Source organism: Paenibacillus sp. Z3-2, assembly GCF_054161325.1.
On the sequence record NZ_CP096397.1, the window covers coordinates 3,601,623 to 3,621,759 of the forward strand.

The 20,137-nt window shown below is 49.0% G+C and carries 15 protein-coding genes; 1 reads left to right on the forward strand and 14 read right to left on the reverse strand.

Annotation, left to right across the window (positions count from 1 at the left end):
- Positions 1-651 precede the first annotated feature (651 nt).
- Positions 652-1,170 (reverse strand): GNAT family N-acetyltransferase, encoded by a 519-nt coding sequence (locus M1D71_RS16100; RefSeq protein ID WP_458122780.1) that lies wholly within the window; start codon positions 1,168-1,170, stop codon positions 652-654.
- Between the two features lie 121 nt (positions 1,171-1,291).
- Here M1D71_RS16100 and M1D71_RS16105 point away from each other — a divergent pair, with 121 nt between their 5' ends.
- Entirely contained in the window at positions 1,292-1,936 is a 645-nt protein-coding gene (locus M1D71_RS16105) for a YczE/YyaS/YitT family protein (protein WP_458122781.1), read from the forward strand.
- Positions 1,937-2,017: 81 nt separating this feature from the next.
- On the opposite strand, the gene M1D71_RS16110 is transcribed toward M1D71_RS16105, so the two are convergent.
- From M1D71_RS16110 to pucL, 13 genes are all read right to left on the reverse strand, one after another.
- The gene (locus M1D71_RS16110; RefSeq protein WP_458122782.1) at positions 2,018-4,597 is read right to left on the reverse strand and encodes a glycosyl hydrolase; all 2,580 of its coding nucleotides are present in this window, start codon (positions 4,595-4,597) and stop codon (positions 2,018-2,020) included.
- A 359-nt stretch (positions 4,598-4,956) separates the two neighbouring features.
- On the reverse strand, positions 4,957-5,475 hold the full coding sequence (locus M1D71_RS16115; RefSeq protein ID WP_458122783.1) for a (2Fe-2S)-binding protein: 519 nt from the start codon (positions 5,473-5,475) through the stop codon (positions 4,957-4,959).
- Positions 5,472-7,904: a molybdopterin cofactor-binding domain-containing protein gene (locus M1D71_RS16120; RefSeq protein WP_458122784.1), complete on the reverse strand. Its 2,433-nt coding sequence runs from the start codon at positions 7,902-7,904 to the stop codon at positions 5,472-5,474. Before M1D71_RS16120 ends, M1D71_RS16115 begins: the two co-directional genes overlap by 4 nt.
- A 33-nt stretch (positions 7,905-7,937) precedes the next feature.
- Positions 7,938-8,852 carry an FAD binding domain-containing protein gene (locus M1D71_RS16125; RefSeq protein WP_458122785.1) on the reverse strand — a complete coding sequence of 305 codons (915 nt, stop codon included), beginning with the start codon at positions 8,850-8,852 and terminating at the stop codon, positions 7,938-7,940.
- A gap of 287 nt (positions 8,853-9,139) precedes the next feature.
- Positions 9,140-9,790, reverse strand: coding sequence for a nucleotidyltransferase family protein (locus M1D71_RS16130; RefSeq protein ID WP_458122786.1), 651 nt, complete (start codon positions 9,788-9,790; stop codon positions 9,140-9,142).
- Positions 9,756-11,030: an XdhC family protein gene (locus M1D71_RS16135; RefSeq protein ID WP_458122787.1), complete on the reverse strand. Its 1,275-nt coding sequence runs from the start codon at positions 11,028-11,030 to the stop codon at positions 9,756-9,758. The genes M1D71_RS16130 and M1D71_RS16135 overlap by 35 nt, the downstream gene beginning before the upstream one ends.
- Before the next feature lie 43 nt (positions 11,031-11,073).
- The gene (locus M1D71_RS16140; RefSeq protein WP_458122788.1) at positions 11,074-12,396 is read right to left on the reverse strand and encodes a 5'-deoxyadenosine deaminase; all 1,323 of its coding nucleotides are present in this window, start codon (positions 12,394-12,396) and stop codon (positions 11,074-11,076) included.
- A gap of 98 nt (positions 12,397-12,494) precedes the next feature.
- Positions 12,495-14,090 (reverse strand): gamma-glutamyltransferase, encoded by a 1,596-nt coding sequence (gene ggt, locus M1D71_RS16145; protein WP_458122789.1) that lies wholly within the window; start codon positions 14,088-14,090, stop codon positions 12,495-12,497.
- Positions 14,084-15,325, reverse strand: coding sequence for a pyridoxal-phosphate-dependent aminotransferase family protein (locus tag M1D71_RS16150; RefSeq protein ID WP_458122790.1), 1,242 nt, complete (start codon positions 15,323-15,325; stop codon positions 14,084-14,086). The genes ggt and M1D71_RS16150 overlap by 7 nt, the downstream gene beginning before the upstream one ends.
- Positions 15,326-15,331: 6 nt before the next feature.
- On the reverse strand, positions 15,332-16,639 hold the full coding sequence (locus M1D71_RS16155; protein WP_458122791.1) for a hydantoinase/carbamoylase family amidase: 1,308 nt from the start codon (positions 16,637-16,639) through the stop codon (positions 15,332-15,334).
- The gene (gene allB, locus M1D71_RS16160; protein WP_458122792.1) at positions 16,636-18,039 is read right to left on the reverse strand and encodes an allantoinase AllB; all 1,404 of its coding nucleotides are present in this window, start codon (positions 18,037-18,039) and stop codon (positions 16,636-16,638) included. The genes M1D71_RS16155 and allB overlap by 4 nt, the downstream gene beginning before the upstream one ends.
- Before the next feature lie 42 nt (positions 18,040-18,081).
- Positions 18,082-18,459, reverse strand: coding sequence for a hydroxyisourate hydrolase (uraH, locus tag M1D71_RS16165; RefSeq protein ID WP_458122793.1), 378 nt, complete (start codon positions 18,457-18,459; stop codon positions 18,082-18,084).
- On the reverse strand, positions 18,459-19,964 hold the full coding sequence (gene pucL / locus M1D71_RS16170) for a factor-independent urate hydroxylase (RefSeq protein WP_458122794.1): 1,506 nt from the start codon (positions 19,962-19,964) through the stop codon (positions 18,459-18,461). The genes uraH and pucL overlap by 1 nt, the downstream gene beginning before the upstream one ends.
- Positions 19,965-20,137 lie beyond the last annotated feature (173 nt).

Sequence of the window (20,137 nt, forward strand, 5' to 3'; positions counted from 1 at the left end):
AAGCGGTACTAAATCCATCGCAAATCCATATGAAATTGATCTAAAATCAGCGTAGCAGCGCCTTTTTCGCAATTTACCCCTTATTTATCCAATTTATAATCAGGTTGATTTTTTACCTTTTTCAGGGTGGTTTTAGGAACCAATCTAACTAATTTCTCACCTGAAATATTAATCTTAATTTCCACATACCTCACAAAAATCCATATTGTTCAATTTAGTGATATTGGCTATTCATTTCACACACAATAAGTTCTGTTAACATAGGGTATATACAACTTTTATGATGAATATTAAGAACATAATGGTCTCCGACTGACTACGAGCGAAAACGATTTTCGATAGGCTCTGCAAACGCAGAAATACACTAATAAATTGTAATGATATGTGCCGAGATCAACCTGCTTCCTTCAATGTTATTGAGCTTAATTTGGATGTCATTTTGTATTAATCAGGCCTTTAGCTTTTTCAAATGCTATAGATACATCTTATGGAGGTCATCGAAAATAATAAGTTTACATAATATTTGTTATGTCTTAATTTTCATCGATTTCTCTATTTTATTATTCAACAGTTCTTGCAAACCATAAAAAGGCCCGAAAGAATTCTGCTTATTAGCATATTTTCTCCCAGGCTCTTCTCTCTATGATCCAGTTATAGTATCGTTTTGGTCATTATCAAATCAATCTGTTCCTCATCTCCCATAAAAAAGGCATGGGCTCCGGTCTGAACAAACCCCATCTTTTCGTAAAATGCGATGGCATTTTCATTTTTCTCCCACACACCTAACCAAATATTCGTCTTGTGATGTTCAGTTGCCATCTCTATGGCTTTATGGAGCAGCACCTTACCAAGCCCATGATTTTGGAACGCTTTCTTGATGTATACCCGCTCGATCTCAAGGGATTCCTCCCCCATCTTTTCAGATTGAGCATCATTGATATTCACCTTCATATAACCAGCAACTTGATTGTTGACATAAATAAAAAGAAATTGTGAATCCGCAATGGATAGCTCACTCTCTAATTGTTCCCGATTAAACGCCTTCTTCAGATAAGCTTTCATATTTTCAGGCGAATTCTGCGCTTTAAACGTTTCATTAAAAGTCTCATAACTAATCTCCTGCAGTTCACACACATGTTCAATGGTACATATCTCTATACGAATCGTCATCTATCATCACATTCCTTTATCAAGTTAATCTTTTGTTGCAAATGCAATAAAAAAGGGATACATTGAATCTAACTCAATTTTGTTGTATTTGCAACATAATAAAAAGAAGAGGTCGAATGAATTGAAATATGTACTTTTTGTCGCAGGTATTCTAATCTTAACGCTTGGTATTTCCCTTACCATCCAATCTGAGCTGGGTACTTCTCCGTTTGACGCACTGCTGGTAGGATTGTCCCAAAATGTTGGCCTAAGTGTAGGAAGCTGGGAAGTCATCATTGCTTTCCTATTAATCGGGTGCAATTCGCTGTTGAAGCAGCAAAAACCCGAATTTCTGGGGCTCATCACCGCATTCATTACAGGTGTCGGGATTGATATATGGCTTTATGTATCTGATTCTTTGATTACGCCCGAAGTTTGGTACACCAAATTAATGATTTTTGTCATGGGTTTAGTAATCATCAGTATCGGCACAGCAATCTATTTACAGACTAATTTCGCACCCATTCCGATTGACCGCTTAACTTTAATCCTGCATGAACTCACTCGAACTCCTTTATTTATATCGAGAACATTCATTTACCTTGTATTTTTGATCCTGGCATTCCTGCTCGGTGGGCCGATTGGGCTTGGAACGTTGCTAACCGTATGTTTTGCGGGTTTACTTCTTCAGTTCATCATGGGGCATACGAAAAAGATAATAGATCGAATTTTAACAGATATGGATACATCGTCACGCACTGAGCATGAAAGAGAACATTCGGTCTAACGGGTGTACACCGTCTACAAAATAAAAAGCTGGATCAGAGGTTCAATCCCTGATCCAGCTCATTAGACGTTCTTTCTACCTTTACGGCTCAATTCCCCATACCAGCTGACCATTCACATACCCGGTAACCTTATCATGGTTAACGAACTGACTACCAGATGCCTTAAACGAGTAATCGTTAGTCTGGGTGTAATTCGACCAATTGTTTTTGGAAAAACGAGCTTGAACCTCTGCGCTCTGGCCTGCATTCAGCGTCCCAGCAGCACTTGTAAAGCCTACTTCCAGATAATGATCGGCTCCGGCAACTGGAGTCGCAAGTTTAACAAATTGGCTCGTTACATTCGCACTGCCCATACTGGCCCAGTCGGACCAGAACGTCTGAGCCTCTTCCCCGTCAATCGTATAGTAGTACCGGAGTTTTACATCACTCAACGGAATCGCCGAATTACCTGAATTGACTAATTTGAACTTGGGTGAGACGCCGTTGGTGGATGCACTCGTATTGCCGTTAAACGCTTGGATCGTCAAATCCTCGGCAGGTACAGTAACCGTGCTGTCTACTACCTTCACTGTAAGTACAGCGTTATTGCCTCCATTAAAGTGAAAGGTCAATACGTTCTGGCCAAGCGGCAGTGTAGCAAGATAGGATTTGTTCAGAACAACAGCAGAGCTGGACGCTGTATAATTCTGACCTGATACAAGCGCAGCATCCCCCTTCGTGATGCTTGTAAGCTGACGGCCATTTAGGGTGAGAGATACGTTAATATCCTGCGCGGAGTTCGTCGCTTTATCAAATGTTGCATTCACAGGAGAAATCACAGCATTCGTACCCGGTGTTGAATCCACAATTTTGACTTTTAACACAGGGTCCTGGCCTTGATTAAAATCCAGAACAATCGAATGCTCGCCAACTGGCAATGTCGCCAGATAAGCTTTTTTCAGCAGCAATGTGCTTCCGTTCAAAGTATAGTCCGTGGTTGCGGTCAATGCATTGTTGCCTGCCCGGAGAGCAGTCAGCGTATTGCCGTTCGCATTAACGGTTACGGCTTTGTCGCTTTGATTGGGTGTGTTTTTATCAAATTCAACGTTTACAGGTGTGATGGATGCACTGGGGTTAGGATTGTTAACTTTTAGATTCGGCAGCTCATCCAAAGTAATGACATAATCGCTTTGATAAAGCGTTTTCAAGGTTGCCGGGTAATTGAACGCAGAACTCATCAGATGCTCGCCATACCAAGGGCAGAAGTACAGCCATCCTGATTTCTCTTCGGTCAGATTCTTCACGCTTGGAATGGTGTCGTTTTCCGTCATGGCTACCATTTTCGTACCGTTCGTCAACTCAACAAGCTTATAGAAAATCGAGGTAATCGCATCCTCATTCGGTACGCCAGACAAACCGTCATAACGGTTGTAGATCGTATTGTATTTATCGTATCCAACGATATCTACCTGATCATCGCCCGGATACCAGGCAGGAGAAGTACTGTATACATAACTGTTGTAGGTCCAGATCAGATTGTGCAAGCCATACGTCTCGGTAAGTTCGGTATACAGCAGATCCCATAGCTCTTTGTACACTTCTGCGCCTGCCGAAGCCCACCAGAACCATGCACCTTCCCCGTTCAGCCCGCCGTTGCCTTCTGCTTCATGATACGGACGGAACAGAACCGGCACGTTGTTGTCTTGCAAAATCAGCAATTGTTCTGCCAGATCCTCGATGGTCATCATCACGTATTGATACTCTTTGGTACCGGGAATTACCGCATTCGCTGTATTAAAATTCGTTTCTGTCGGCTTGTAGGTAGCTTCTTTCCAATCCACAAAGTCCCCGAGCTCATACGTATTGAAATTACGAGGTACATTGATATGCCAGGAAGCTGTTGCAATGCCTTCACGGTTATTCACCCAATCAATCATGCGATCGGTAGTACCGTCCTCCCAACCATACAACGGATTATAGTTCATCAAATCAAAGCCGCGAATAGCCGGATACTTTCCGGTAAGATCATGAATCCACTCGAATTCAAGCTCTGTATCTCCGTCATTCCCTCCTCCATAGATCTCTTGCTGACCAGAAATAATGTTGTTTCCGTATACCTCCGTTAAATAATTCATCAAAATTTGAGTTTCCGGTGTAGCTTCAGGATCAGTGAGAACTGGCTGCACATTCAGGGGATCCAAATCAGCATGATCCACCGTGAAGGTGTCAAAATAAGCGAAGCCCCAACCAGCCTTTAGCTCAATCGTGTTGGTACCCTGGTTCAGCTTATGAAAACCAAAATCAAAATTCGACCACGTTGTCGTGTAAGGCAGCATATACGCCCCCTTGGTAACACCATTCACGTTCAAATTTTGTGACCTGCCATCGGCACTGAGCTCCTGCATATATCGAGTGGAGATCGCGTACATGCCGGTTTCCGGGACAGTAACTGTGAAGGTTAATGTGCCGGAGTTCTGCATCCAGACAAATCCATCCCCTGAGAATCCGGGCTTGGGTTGTCCATAGATTGAAGTAACCACTTGAAGATCCGGGGTGAGCTGCGCATTTTCGCTTTCGATGGTGAACAGTGGGGTGTCTGCATGAACGGGCGCTGTCATTAATCCAAGCAGTAGGGCCAATGCCAGCATCATTGCGGTTGCCTTTTTGAGCAAATTTTTCATCAATTCCATCTTCCTTCCCAAGTGAAATATGATAATGAAATGTCAATGAACCCATTCATGATGGCGCTTTCATAACAAACATAGCATGCACATCAATATTTGTAAATATATGGTGAATGTAAATGTTGAAACTTCTTTTATAACAGCACTTTAACACCATTTCCCATTTTTCTCTGCACTCTTCGTTTTTGACGAAAACGGTTCATAATCTAACAAAATCGGCTCTGGAACTTCAACTCATCATTTATTGTGTGTTTGGCAGAAACCCTGATAAAATACAAAAAAAAGCATTCCTGTTCGGATGCTTTTCAAGTACGTTTCTTCAATTGCCCTTACTTATGTCTTCGGTCTATCTCGGCTCAACTTACGGTTTCCTCAGCAGATGTTTCCGTTAATGAACAACGTTCCCCTGCCTTGCGTACCGCACGAATAATGCCCCCGTATCCCGTACATCGACACAGGTTCCCACACAGTCCTGCTTCAATCTGTTCTTGTGACGGCTCTGGATGTGCATCCAGCAATGCTTTAGTGGAGATCACCATGCCGGGAGTACAGTACCCACACTGGAAACCACCTTCCTCCACAAAAGCCTGTTGAATCGGATGCAGAGTGCCCTTCTCTTCGCCGTGCAGGCCTTCAATGGTCGTAATATCACTGCCTTTACATTGATAAGCCATCATTAGACAGGAATTCACGGGCTCCCCATCGATCAGCACCATACATGCACCACAGCGACCGACTTCGCAGGATACTTTGGTACCCGTTAGCTGCAAATGAGTCCGAATCACGTCGACAAGTCGGGTCGTTTGGGCGATCTCCAGTTGTTTCTGCTCCCCATTCACGACGGCTGTCCAGTGGTTTTCAAGTGGTTTACTCATGATGGACTCACTCCTTCCTGCAAAGGTACATTTAGAGGTCTGACCAGTTGTTCCCTCGGTACAGGAAGACGGTTAACCCATACGCCTGTCGCCTGATGAATTGCGGCTGTTATGGCTGGCGCAAGCGCTACGGAGCCAATCTCACCGATCCCCCTCGGGCCAAACGAGTCACCTTCGGGCAAATCTTCAATGGCCTCAACCTCCAGATTCGTATGAATATCCCGAATCGTAGGGATCAGATAGGTGTCGAGGTTGGTCGTTACATAGCGGCTGTCCTGCATGACCGCATCCTCGGTCAACGTAAATCCAAGAGCCATGACACTGCCGCCTTCAATCTGTCCGATATAGCCCATAGGGTTGATAACCGGGCCTGCCGCTACAACATGGCGTGTATCGAGCAGCTTGGTTTCGCCGGTCAAGGTGTTTACTTCCACCTCTGCCGCAACCGCCGCGTACGTATACAAATAATGACCGCCTACCACGTTGTCAGGCGTAGTTGGGTAATCAAACTTTGTATCAAAAATCCATTCATCGGCTTCGCCCTGCATGACAAGCTCCGCATACGAAACCACAGCACATGAGCGAACTCCTTCTTTTGCTACAGAATCGAACCAAGCTTCAGAATCATGATCTTCCCCCTTCAGCGCCTGCGTTTCTTGCTTCTGGCCCGTTCCTGCCCCTTGCCCAGTTGTTTCCACTTCAAGAGTTTCAATAGGAAGCTGGTCTTTACGCCATACACCGCCAGGCCCTGTCACCAGTTGCTCTGCCGGAATGCCCGACATTTCAGACGCGACAGTGAGAACACGGGAACGAAACGGAGTCTGCAAGCGTTGAAGAGCCATCCAAGCCATAGTTGTTGAACGCGAAGCGGTACTTGACCCGCTGTGTGGCACACGATCCGTGTCTCCAATGATGATACTGAGATCCGACGTACTGCATTGGAACAGATCACATAGCATAATTTCCAGCGTTGCAACGAGCCCCTGCCCAAATTCCTCGTAGCTGAACGCCACCTCAATCTGGCCTTCGTTATTCAGGGACAGACGCCCTCCCGCAGGGTCCGGAATACCGTAACCGAGCCCTGCACCGTGCATCGCGATGGCTGCTCCAACACCACGTTTGATCCAGGGCGGCAGAGAAGGATCTGCCGGGGGACTTTGATGTTTTTGCCACAATTCGGAACGATCCAATGCCTCCCATACTTGGGACAGTCCATCCGTGACCAGAATCCGTTGATTTAGCGGCCCGGGATCATTCTTTTCCCTCATATTGCGTCTGCGGAATTCCCAAGGGTCCATGTTCATGATTGCAGCAAGCCGATCCATCTGGCCTTCCATGGCAAAAATCGCCTGGTTCCCGCCAAATCCACGAAACTCACCGGACAGTCCGTTATTCGTGTATACAGATACGCCTTCCACATCCACATTCGGAATGGCGTATGGTCCAAGGCAATGCTCGGTACAGAAGTTCAGCACGGGTGCACCAAGTGTGGCATACGCACCGGTATCTGCTGTTATTCGGACCCGATGCGCCTGTATGATGCCTTCTCGACTCATGCCGGTCTGCATTTCAATTTTCATCGGATGCCGTTTTAGCCCCGCACGTACGGATTCTTTGCGTGAATTATGCATTTTTACAGGACGTCCGCATCTCAAGGCCAGTAATGCACCATAAGGCTGTACGTTTAGTTCATCTTTTCCGCCAAATGAACCACCAATCGGTGAAGACACCACCCGGATATCTTCTTCAGGACAGCCAATGATGCGCGCAAGCTGCATCCGGTCTTTATAGCCATGCTGCGTTGCCGCGTACACATTCAGCCGTCCCTCTTCATCCGGGACAAACAGGCCACCTTCTGTCTCCATGTAAGCGTGCATCTGGCGAGGCGTATAATACGTCTCTTTCACGATATGATCACATGTCGCAAAGGCTTCCTCGGCGTCTCCACGTTTGATCTCCGTGCGATGCAGCACATTACCTGGCCCATGCTCATGTAACTCTGGTGCGCCGGGAGCCAATGCAGCATCTGTACTATCCAGTGGCGTGAGTTCTTCATACACTACCCGGATCGCGCCCAGTGCGAGGGCCGCACGTTCCGGAGAATCCGCAGCAACCGCTGCAATGGCGTCACCGACATAACGCACGATATCCTCACAGAACACAGGCTGGTCCGGGGTCGCAATGCCAAAACGATTCAGACCAGGCACATCTTTGGAAGTCAGGACCGCGTACACACCTTCCAACGCCTCAGCTTCCGAAGTATCTATAGACAATAGGCGAGCATGAGGATATTCGCTTCGCAATACTCTGCCATGAATCATGTCAGGTAGCGTCATATCCGTCAGGTATTGAAGCTGGCCAGTTACTTTGGGTGCCCCATCTGGCCGCAGGTGCCAGCGTTTCCCGCTCTGTTCCCGATTCAGCAGCATGATCCCTCTCCCCCTTTGTTTGATCCCATTCTTCTATTCGCGAAGTGCTTCCCATAGCCCGGCGCCAAGCATGTTTCCTGCGGTCTGCTTGCGATAATGTTCTGTTGCAAATGCATCACCATACGTCGTAAATTCGCTAGCTACAGCAGTTGCTAGAGTCGCCGCTTGCATAACAGAAGCTTTGCTACAAAAAAGCTGTTGTTCAGACTCCAGAAGTCGCATCGCCATGCCTGAGCCTCCACCAGCTGCAATCGCAATCTTGGTCCAGCGGTTATCCGAGTCAATCTCCCCATGCAACGCAACCGTCACCAGTGATGCACTGAACGTCTCCCGTCGACCCAGCTTGCGGTAAAAGGAAACTTCTCGTGTAGCAGGTGTGTGCTCACCCACCACATCGAACATAGATGACAGTCTCATCGGAAGATGAATGGAGATTAACACGTCACCTGGATTCCGACTTCCATTCCGCTCACCTCGAAGCCAGGATGACACTCTGCGGATCTCAATTCCGTTGTCAGTCAACCAGTGCAGCTCCGCATCATATACAAGCAAAGCAGGCAACGTATCTCCTACTCCGGATACAATATTCCCGCCAATGGTTGCCACATTTCGAATGGAAGGCGCAGCAATTGCTTTCACCGCTTCTTGCAGGATGGGTAGTTGATGCAGCAAGGCTTCTGAAGCACATTCCTTTAATCGGGTCATTGCGCCAATGACCATCTCATCTCCCTGAATGGTTATACCGCTCATTTCAGGAATACGAGCCAGGCTAATTATGTGTTCAGGTGCAGGAACCAAGCCACCTTCCCACTGGGTTCGCAGTAAAGTTCCGCCTGCCGTGAAACAACATCTTCCCTTCATTCTGGTTCTCAACGTTTGCAGTTCTTGCAGATTCTCAGGCTGCCATACCGATGGCATGGCTCCAGAACCGTATGCCGGTGTTACCATCGCTGCATCCCCTTTCTCTCTCTTCCTTGGGCAGGAAATTCAACCGTCTGATCCAAATAATTCTTCAAATCATATGAGAGTTCAGCAACAACGTCAATTACCTTTACATCGTTTTGGATAAATGTATAAAACCCGTGTTCTATTTGTGCCTGATGCATCATGAACTAGCGAAAGCTAACACAAACTTTCATTCATCACACGATAAAAGAAGGCAAACAGGCCAACCAGACTGCCTGGCTGACCTGTTCATGTCATTAAGTTATACATAATCATTCATCTTCTCCTGTTCATGAGTCTGTCTTATCCGATTCAAATACATCATTCAGAATGCGTTCCAATTCCGGTTCCGTATCCGCATCCCAGAAACGCTTCTCAGGTAAAGGTACATGTATACCTGAATAATTGGCACTGCGCATAATCTTGCGCGCCCCCTCATCTCCATGCAGAGACAACAGAGGCCCGAACATATGGGAGCGAAAAGCAACGGGCGGCTTGCCCCCCTCTCCATCGGTAGCAGCGACATAGTCACACAGCTTGTGGGTAGCCAGTGCTGTGGTCACACGATTGATATCCTGCGCTTTTAATAAAGGCTGATCCCCTAGTAGCATAAGAACGCCCTCCGGTTTGTACTCCATGGCTGACAATACGCCAGAATGAAGAGAATTTGCCATACCACTGGCATAGTCAGCACAGACTACAATTCGAAGTCTGGCTGTGGGATGATAGGCATATGAGGCAGAATCAAACCATTTTACAGGCAACCATGCCAACGAATCTTCCGGTTTGACCACACAGACCACTTGTTCCAGATCCGAATCCAGCGCAGCTTCCAGTGACCACGCAGCCAGGGACCTCCCGTCAGGCATGACAACCGAGAGTTTATCCCGGCCAAGGCGACGACTCTTACCAGCCGCCAGAACAATGCCCGTCATTCGCATGTGCAACGCTCCCCTTCTGTACCTCAGAACTCAAAGAAGAAACCTTATGTTTGCATGCGATCAATTCAGCTGCAATGCTGATGGCAATCTCTTCGGGACCGTCTGCACCGATACTCAAGCCTACGGGAGAATGGATATGTTTCAAGGATGGCAAACCATCGATGAGGCGGGCTGTTCGTGTTTTCGAACCCATGATGCCGAGATACGCATAGTCACAGTCCACTAACATTTCCAACAATTCACGTTCGCGTGGGAAATTGTGACTCATGATAATCAAATAATCCCCGTTGTTCACGTTTAACAGAGGCATGATCTCACGCGGGAAACCCACTACTAGTTCAGCTTCAGGGAATCGTTCCGAGGTGCATAAGGACTCTCGCCAATCGGCTACCACAACACGAAATCCTGCGGATCGGCTAAGTCTGGCAACAGGAATAACATCATTCCCGGCTCCGATGATAATCAGGCGAGGTTTAGGCGTGTACAGCGAAGTGAGTTGCTGCGGAAGGTCCCAGGGATTCGTTGAAACCGTGTTGTTTGTCAGTATGTCAGCCTCAGAGATATGTTGTGAATCAGCAGACTGATGGGATGAGTGAGATCCGTTTGATGTAGTTGGTACCATTTCTGTCACGAGTGTAAGGCGAGGTATGTCGGGAGAATGTGGTGTTACAGCCAAATGTTCATGCTTGGTAATCCCTCTGCTGCGCTGTTCATCAACCTGCAATCGTGCCAGATTATGATTCGCCACGCGATCCTGACGAAGCACAAGCGAAGGACGCAAGATTGGCTCGTGCTTCTTTTCCACAGACTCAGTCCGTTTCCAGTCATATTCCACCCTCGTATAATCACCTTGGAATGTTCGGGTTAACGCTATTGTAGCGCCAGATTGAAAAGACTCATGCATCTTTTGCAAAATAAATCGGAGCTCACCACATACGGGTTCAAGCAGCACAATAACGAGCCCGCCGCAGCCAATCGTCTCACCCCAAGACAGATCATCCTCGGGACGCATGTCATATTCCACGAATTCCATCTGCTTCGTATCCAGCACACGACTCACTCGGGCCTGAAGATCACTCTCCAGGCATCCCGGACTGATACTGCCATACATTTTGCCTTCCTCGGTCAACAGCATAGAGACTCCCTGCTTACGGTAAGCATGACCCTCTACCTTGATCGCTGTTGCGAGCACGCAGCGCGTTTCACGGGCTGCAATTGCACACAGATCATGCATTTCCATATCGGTCTCCATCCTTTCTGGAAATTGCATAAGTCTCCTTCGATCAGATACGTTTCATCAATCTCGCAATGCTTTTATCTGACTCACGCAGCACAATGCCACGATCAATCGTCTGAATCTTACGATTCTTGAGCACGATACTTCCGTCAATAATAACAGTGTCCACACAGCTACGTGTTGCGGAATATACTACGCGGGAATAGACATCCGTCTCATAGGAAGGGTACGTGTGGAAATCCTCCAGATCCAGCAGCAGCATATCTGCCTTTTTGCCGACTTCGAGACTGCCGATTTCCTTCGACAAGCCGAGCACCTCTGCACCACCCATGGTAGCCATGCGCAATACAGTCCGGGCATCCATCACCGTTGGACCATGAGGAATCTTCTGCATTAGAGCTGTGAGGCGCATCTCCTGAAACATATCCAGATTGTTGTTGCACGCGGCACCATCGGCCCCAATCCCAACCGCGATCTGACGATTCAGCAGATCCGGAATATCGGCTACCCCGGAGGAAAGCTTCAAATTCGATCCAGGACAGTGAGTGACTTTGACACCGCGCTTGCGGATGATCTCCTTCTCTTCCTCACTCAGCCATACACAGTGTGCCAGCACCAATCTGGGGGTAGCCAGACCGATATGATCGAGGTATACGATGTTGCGCATCCCGCGTTCGTGTTCTACCAATTCGATCTCTCCGCGATTCTCGGAGGCATGGGTGTGGACTTTGACATGATATTTATTGGACAGGTCGCGCACCTCTACCAGCAATTCCTCGGTACATGATACAACGAAGCGTGGACAGAAAGCATATTGAATGCGTCCTCCGCCAAACCCGTTCCATTTCTCCAGCAGATCCACACTCTGTTGCAGTGAAGTTGCTGTATTCTCACGCAGGGGTTCTGGAACCTCGTCTCCATGATCCATCATCACCTTGCCGGAGATGACCCGGATGCCGCTCTGTGCCATCGCCTGAAATGCCGAGTCCGTGTGATGTACCGTCTCCATATCCAGAATGGTCGTGGTTCCGCTGGAGATCAATTCGCCAAGTCCAAGCATCGCAGAATAATAGACAGACTCCTCATCATGCGCTGCTTCCAGCGGCCAGATGCGCTGACGGAGCCAATCCATCAGTTCCAGATCATCCGCACGTCCACGGAACAAGGTCTGACACAGATGAATATGCGTCTGGATAAAGCCTGGCAACAACACTTTACCCCGAGCATCAATGACTTGATCAGCTTGAACGTCGATGTGTGTTGCAATCTCCTTAATTTTGTTATCCTCGATCAACAGATCTCCGATGAACACTTCCTCTTCTGCATTCATCGTCACAAGCTGTGCGCCCTTCAGCAGGATCGTTCCCATGCCAATCTCCCCTATCTGTGTCTGTCTGTATCGTTCAACTCATAAATATTTACACTCGCACTCCGATGACAGACGACTAACCTTCCGATCGCTGTCTGTTACCATCCGATAGCCATACCATCGCCTCTAGGGTCTGCTGCGCCGCTAATCATGCCGTCCTCACGAATGACAATACCTTGCGACTGTCCCATAATACCGTCCCACGACGCTCTCGCTTCAACGTTATGTCCCCACTGGGCAAGGATTGCACATACATCATCATGATATCGGTTCTCCACACGCATCGTATCGCCTTCTTCACCCCAAGTACGTCCGTACACCCAACGTGGCAGGCTGATCGCTTCCTGGATGTTGAGCCCATAATCAAGCACCCCGGTAAGCACCGATAATTGTGTCTGCGGCTGGCCTTCTCCGCCCTGCGTGCCCACGAGCATATAAGGTTTTCCATCTCGTGTAACGAGGCCCGGCATGAGGGTGTGGAATGAGCGTTTGTTCGGTTCCAGTACGTTGGCATCTCTCGGATCTAAGGAGAAAAAGGACCCCCGGTTCTGCATAATGACTCCCGTATCCCCTGGAACATAGGCTGCGCCGAAGTCGAAATACAGGCTTTGAATGAAAGAAACGGCATTGCCTTCGCTATCGACAACGGCTGCATATGCCGTGTCCTGACCTATCGTTTTGGACAGAAATGGCTGTGCCACAGGTGGAGCAGCCTGAATCTCATTCCACAATTGGTCTCCATAGCCCTTGGATAACAGATGATCCAGCGGAATATCCCTGAAATCCGGGTCAGTCAGATAACGGTCACGATCCCGAAACGCCTTCTTCACCACTTCCGCCATCAGATGATAGAATTCCGGTGAGGTACGTGCTACAGAGGACAGATCCGTATGCTCCAGCATATTTAACATCATCAGCATTGAGAATCCCTGCGAGTTGGGCGGCATCTGATGAACTTCATAGCCACGATACCCCGTACTAACGGGTTTCACCCACTCGCCCCGATGACCTGCAAAGTCCGCTGGTGCAAGCATGCCCCCATCCTCACGGATAGCCGAAGTCAGACGATTCGCAAGCTCTCCTGTATAAAAAGAGTCTCTTCCCCCCGTCTGAATCAGACGAATGGAAGTAGCAAGCTCAAGCTGAATCAGCAGATCGCCTTCCTGCAAAAGTGTACCCAATGGGGCAAATACCGCTCGCAGCGGTGTATGCCCCATAATGTAATCTTCATCCCTTTCCATCCACAGGCGGAGATTTCGGGATACAGGGCATCCTTTTTCCGCATACTGTGCTGCGGGTTCAAGCAGTTGTTTCCACGATAACTTACCGTACCGGGACCAGACTTCCCACCAGGCATCCACCATTCCCGGAACCGTAATGGCACTAAGCACTCCACGCTGGGGGATGGCACTCATGCCCATCGCTTTGAACGTATCGGCATGAATGCCTGCGGCTGATCGGCCACTTCCGTTATAGGCGGTAATCTCACCGCTGGCTCCATCATGAATCAGGAAGAAGGCATCCCCGCCAAGTCCGGTCATATGTGGATATACCACACCCAGAGCTGCACTGACCGCAACAGCAGCATCATAAGCATTCCCCCCCTGCTGGAGGATAGAGCTTCCAACCGCACTCGCCAGATAATGAGGAGAGGTGACCATGACCTCTCTCGAGATTGGCATCTGGTTTAACATAAGGCGCCCTCCTTGCCTGCATACACATTCAATGCCGCCTGCACGGCTTCACCGGCAGGTAATACGTGTCGATGACGTAATAGAACAGCTTCCAGCGCTCCGAGCACATGGAGTACGTTCTTGCGTTGGCAGCTGAATCCCATTGTACCGATCCGCCAGATTTGCCCTTTCAACGGGCCGAATGAACTGGCAATCTCAATGCCGAAATCGTTCAGCAACATGCTGCGCACCGACTCACCATCGATCCCCTCCGGAATAGTGATACAAGTAACCACCGGAAGTTTACTGGACATATCCCCATACAATTGCAGTCCCATTCCCTGAATTCCAGCGACCAATGCACGTTCATTCACAAGATGTCTCTGGAACCTGGCCTCCAATCCTTCTTGCAGCAGAATACGTAATCCTTCGTGAAGACCGTAGAGCATCGATGTCGCTTCCGTATGGTGGTTCAATCGTGCTGAACTCCAGTAATCCTGCAATTGGCTCAGGTCAAAATAATTGCTGGCAATCGTGCGCCCTTCTGCCCGCGCACTGGTTGCATCTCGGAGTCCGCGCTCAACTGTTTTGCGGCTCATCAGTTTCTGCTCCACACGACTGTTATACGTGAGAGGTGCCATCCCTGAAGGAACAGACAGGCATTTCTGCGTGCCGCCCATCACTGCATCCAGATGCCAGGCATCCGTCTCCACGGGCGTGCCACCGATGGTCGCCACAGCATCCACGACAAGTAAAATATCGAGTTCGCGACAGGCTTTGCCAATCTCGGCAAGGGGCTGCATCTGCCCCGTGGAAGTCTCACCATGAACCATGGCAACCAGAGTCGGTTTATGGACATGGATCGCCTTGATCACTTCTTCCGGATCAAATACCGTTCCCCATTCCGTTTCGAAAAAGACAACCTCCGCACCACAGCGTTCCGAGATTTCAACCAGCAGATGCCCGAATCGGCCGTAGATCGGAACGAGAACTTTGTCACCGGGCTGGATCAGACTGACCAACACGGCTTCAATGCCTGAACGGGATGTGCCATCTACCGGATAACACCACTCGTTATCTGTCATATATAGCTCACGCAGCATCGCCATCGTCTCGTTCATCAAAGAAGTGAACTCCGGATCAAACTGCCCCAGGATCGGATAGGATAACGCTCTAAGTACACGTGGATCAACCTCAACGGGTCCCGGGGTCATAATGGTCCGCAAGGACGGAGATAGCTCTTTATAGTTGGACATCTTCATTCAACTCCCGTAACCGTATTTATAGAGTAGCTGGACCAGAACTCGAAAACCGTGCATCAGGTCTGCTTCAGCTGTATATTCAAGTGGATTATGACTGATACCATCCTGGCTCGGCACAAAGATCATGGCTGTCGGACAAGCCGGCTGAAAAATCTGCGAATCATGCCCGGCACCGCTTGGCATGGGCCAGTAGGACAATTGCTCCTGCTCACAGATGTCCTGAATGTCCGAGATTATCTGCGCATTCATGGGAATGGGTGTGACAGATAGATGTTCTTCCCAGTCCAGTCCGAGCTGCAGCTCAGCTGCGATACGACTAAAAGCCTGAAGCATATCCTGCCAGCAGCGATCAATACTCTCCTGCCGGATATGACGGATATCCAGTGAAAACACCGCCTGGGCTGCAACCACGTTCCCAACACCCGGATCGGCCGTGATTCGCCCAACCGTGGCTACGAGTGGTTCGCCTGCTTCCAATGCGATACCTCTTACCGCAGTAATCATCTCGGCTGCTCCGGCAAGTGCGTCTTTGCGCCAGGACATCGGGGTCGTTCCCGCGTGATTCGCTTCCCCGCTTACGGTAATACTGAACCGCTTCTGACCCACGATGTCGGATACGACTCCAATCGAATGCCCCAGTCGTTCCAGAACCTGACCTTGCTCAATATGAAGCTCAATAAAGGCACCATAATTTTTCGCAGCGGGCCTATATGCAGTATCGGGTCCAAAGCCCGCATGACGGATCGCTTGTGCAAAGGTAATGCCGTCTTGATCCTTCAAATGCTCTACGTCTTCCAGAGTCGTCATTCCTGTTATACTGCGTGAACCCCAATACGCGAAAGGGAATCGACTTCCCTCTTCCTCACATAGGGATACCACTTGAAGAGTTCGTTTCGGTGCTCCAAAATGCTTCTGTAAATACTCCAATGCAAGGACTCCCGCCACCACACCGTAAGCACCATCATATTTACCACCATGCACCACAGTATCCATATGTGATCCGGTCACAATCGGTAATGCTTCAGCACCAGTCGTTGTTTCCTTGCCTTCGCCCTTTAATGTGCCATATAGATTGCCGGACTGGTCGAACTCGGGAGAGAGCCCTTTCTCCTGCATTTTGGCAGCAAGGGCTCCTTGTGCTTCACACCAAGCCGAATCATACAACAGCCGCGTGACGCCACCCTGTGCATCCGCACCATATGTCGACAGCCAGTCGAGCATGGCTTGCAGCTCCACCTGTTCTACATTAAGCAAAGGAATAGGTGGATTATTCGTACCGGATGACCGGTATACTCCAGACTCTGTCATGGCGTCTCCTCCGTTCCCACCTCGATGGGACTAGAGGAGTGGACTATGATGTGCCGCCCGATAGGTTCAGGAGATAATCCGGATTCCGAGTTATATACCTTTTGCCCACGGCAGAATACGTCTGTAATGCAACAGTTAAATGTACGTCCCACATAGGGGCTCTGTTTATGTGTATAGAGCAGATCCTCGGTGTTCAGGGTTGTACTCTTCTCCCAGTCAATCAGGACCAGATCTGCATCCTTGCCAATCGCAATCTCTCCTTTATTCTCCAGACCAAGCCTTCTGGCAGGTTGCAGGGAGAGCACCCTTCCGAGTAACGGGAGGTCGATATTGCGCTGAAGATGTCCGTCCTCCAGCATGATCAACAGTGTGCTTTGCGCTCCGGATATACCGCCCCAGATTTCAAAAAAGTTATCGGATTGTTTCATGGATGGCGGACATGGAGAATGGTCTGAAGCAATAACATCAATTAATCCTGACGTCAGTGCATCCCATAACTGCTCCTGTTCGGAAGAGCTGCGAAGAGGTGGCGCGCATTTCGCTACAGCACCCAATCGAACCACATCCTGATCGGTCAGTGTCAGATAGTGAGGGCATGTCTCCGAAGTGACGTCTTGCCCACGCCGTTTGGCTTCTGCAATCAAATCCAGCGCTTCCCGAGTGCTAATATGCACAAAATGCAGCGCACACCCGGTCTGTTTGCCATATTGCAATGCCTGGGCAACCGCGACAACTTCGGCTTCAACAGGACGCGACTGGACATAGTCCATCGGTTCCGTCTTTCCCTCCGCAATGCTTTTTGCGCCGAGTTCAGCAACCATGCCTTCGTCCTCTGCATGAAGTGCCAGCACACGGTTTAATTTTGCAATTTCATGCATCCCGTCCAGCAGTGTAAGGTCATCTGCTCTCGCAAAGATGTCTTCCCCTTCACCACCCGGCTCGGACATGAATGCCTTGAATCCGGCAGCACCCAACCCTGCCAGTGGAGCAAGTTCATCACGATTGCCGGGAACCAAGCCTCCCCAGAACGCATAATCGACATATGATTGGTCTGCGGCTGCTCTCATTTTCATCTCCCATGCTTCCGGCCGTGTGGTTGGTGGTACGCCGTTAAGCGGCATATCGACATAGGTCGTGATTCCCCCTGCGGCAAGGGATGCCGATCCAGACCTGAATCCCTCCCAACTGGCGAGTCCGGGTTCATTGAAATGTACATGAATGTCCACTACACCCGGCATCACCGTAAGGCCTTCAGCTTCAATGATCCGAGTCGCTTCGCCAGCGGCGAGCTGCGTGGATATAGCTGTTATTTTCTCACCAGTAATGCCGATATCCAGTTCTTCTACGCGGTCTTTCAGCACCACCCGGGCCCCCCGAATGATGGTATCAAATGTTGTCATATGGATGACCCTCCCCTGAATCAGAACCGGATGAGTGCATGCTCAGCTTCCCCGGTATGTACTGTAACCTCCTGGAGCAATCAATAACGGAATATGGTAATGGCTTGTCGCATCAGATACGGCAAAACGAATCGGAACGACAGTCCACAGTGCCTGCCCCAACTCTTCCAATGAACGCTGTGCGTAATAACTCTCCACATGGAATTGAAGCTCATATATCACTTGCTCCAACTTGCCTCCATCCAGCAGCGGAGCATCCAAACGCCCATCCGCATTTGTTACCGACTCAGCAACTTTTATCTTGCTTTCCTGCTCTTCATCCCTCTTCAGGATATACAGTTCGATCCGAACACCCGCAGCAGGGACGCCTTTGGATGTATCCAGCACATGTGTTGTAATTCGTCCACCAGACATCGACATTAGACGTCACCTTCTTTCCCGGAGTCACGGCCGTCTGTTCCCAGATCATTCCTTGTCATCGAGAAACCCTGGAATCCATAAGGTGGTCTCGGCTCGGTAAACACTTTGCCTTCCCCCTCTTTCACTTCCTCCAGCACCGTCTCCCAGGTCCGGTTGTTGGATTCAAATGAAACCTCACATAACTGCTCAAATCGAATTAACAATCTTCGTCCAATCTGGTAGATCAGATGTTGAATGGAAGCGGACCGACATTCATGAAATACCGCAGCAGCCAAATCTCTGACTTGTTCCGCCGCTACATACCGTCCGCGCTGATCATCGATGCCATCTCTCGGATCTTCATAACGCCAATTGATATTCAGGAAAATAAATAACGGTCGATCCCTTGTCTCTGGAAGAGTGGTATATTCATCCTGCATAAATCCGGCAAATTCACTGCCTTTGACCTTGATCAGTCTCAGATCGGCTACACCACTGAAATGGTTGCTCAGTTTAATCAAGCCACTGGTTCGTTCTGCTTCCACGGCAGCTGTCGCGCGATCATTCTGCGAATAACGAAATACGAGCGCACTCGGTCGATAGCTTCCTTCCAACCCAATCGGTATATCTTCAAAAGGAATCTGGTCTGCTGTCATCTGAACCTTGGTCATCTGCGGATACGTCTCCAGAAAGCGCCGACTTACCAGTGCAAGAAATCCTTCCACCGTTGCCCCTGTGTATTCGGCTGCATGTGTGAGAATGAAGTTTTTCATCGAATCGGTTGCCACCACCAGCGAATTATCCCCTTCTGCAAAAGAAGGCAAGAATTCATCGCCCTGCACAGCGACCTTAATGTTCAATCCAAACAGAATATTACTGCGTCCCATAAACGGAGATTCCGGGATCGACTGTATACCCGTCAACGGTTTGACATAGGAACGGTACAACCACACATCCCCTTTGCCGTAATACATCGTCCGCTGCTGCACTGCGGCTGGCTTGCTTACGAACTCATATTCATGGCCGATCTGTGCGAGCCACTGCTCCAAGCGAATGCCCGCAATCTTGAAAACTTCCTTCAAGGCAGTCTCGAATTCTTCTTCCCTGCCTCGGCGATGACGTTGCCGCATGGACTCGAGGATGGAGCTTGCGGTATGACCTTTTACGGCCAATATGAAAGGAAAGCCGAATTGGCTTGTATATGCTTTGTTTAATTGTTGAAGTTCGTTGTATTGTTCCTGTGAAAGTGAATCGAGCCCTGCACCAGCTTGTTCCTGCACGGAATTGGTGCTCATGCTGATTCGCGCCCCAAGATCAGGATGATTTCGTAGCAGTTGCAATTTCACCAGGTCATCCGATGCCTGAACCACACTCGTCATCACATGCATCATCTGTTCAAATGAATCGAAAGGTCGTGAAAGCCCGGTACGCTCAGCTACCCACGGTGATTCCTCGAATAACCCGCCAAACGTATGCACGAACTGTGTGATAGACCAGTTGTTAACAAGTTTAATGATGTCGCTCATGTTAGAACCTCCGGTCTGTTGTGGATTATAGTTCTTCATTTTAAGTGTCGTTCAATGTCGCGACAACAATATTTACGCAATTTTGTAATATAACATAACATCATAGTTGCGATTTGTTTGCTGTGCACGGCAAGGACATCTTTCGTTATCCTCAAACATAAAGAAACCGCACT

Coding starts and splice junctions, on each gene's coding strand:
- M1D71_RS16100 (WP_458122780.1), bottom strand. CDS start 1,170: ATGACGATTCGTATAGAGATATGTACCATTGAACATGTGTGTGAACTG.
- M1D71_RS16110 (WP_458122782.1), bottom strand. CDS start 4,597: ATGAAAAATTTGCTCAAAAAGGCAACCGCAATGATGCTGGCATTGGCC.
- M1D71_RS16115 (WP_458122783.1), bottom strand. CDS start 5,475: ATGAGTAAACCACTTGAAAACCACTGGACAGCCGTCGTGAATGGGGAG.
- M1D71_RS16120 (WP_458122784.1), bottom strand. CDS start 7,904: ATGCTGCTGAATCGGGAACAGAGCGGGAAACGCTGGCACCTGCGGCCA.
- M1D71_RS16125 (WP_458122785.1), bottom strand. CDS start 8,852: ATGGTAACACCGGCATACGGTTCTGGAGCCATGCCATCGGTATGGCAG.
- M1D71_RS16130 (WP_458122786.1), bottom strand. CDS start 9,790: ATGCGAATGACGGGCATTGTTCTGGCGGCTGGTAAGAGTCGTCGCCTT.
- M1D71_RS16135 (WP_458122787.1), bottom strand. CDS start 11,030: ATGGAAATGCATGATCTGTGTGCAATTGCAGCCCGTGAAACGCGCTGC.
- M1D71_RS16140 (WP_458122788.1), bottom strand. CDS start 12,396: ATGGGAACGATCCTGCTGAAGGGCGCACAGCTTGTGACGATGAATGCA.
- ggt (WP_458122789.1), bottom strand. CDS start 14,090: ATGTTAAACCAGATGCCAATCTCGAGAGAGGTCATGGTCACCTCTCCT.
- M1D71_RS16150 (WP_458122790.1), bottom strand. CDS start 15,325: ATGTCCAACTATAAAGAGCTATCTCCGTCCTTGCGGACCATTATGACC.
- M1D71_RS16155 (WP_458122791.1), bottom strand. CDS start 16,639: ATGACAGAGTCTGGAGTATACCGGTCATCCGGTACGAATAATCCACCT.
- allB (WP_458122792.1), bottom strand. CDS start 18,039: ATGACAACATTTGATACCATCATTCGGGGGGCCCGGGTGGTGCTGAAA.
- uraH (WP_458122793.1), bottom strand. CDS start 18,459: ATGTCGATGTCTGGTGGACGAATTACAACACATGTGCTGGATACATCC.
- pucL (WP_458122794.1), bottom strand. CDS start 19,964: ATGAGCGACATCATTAAACTTGTTAACAACTGGTCTATCACACAGTTC.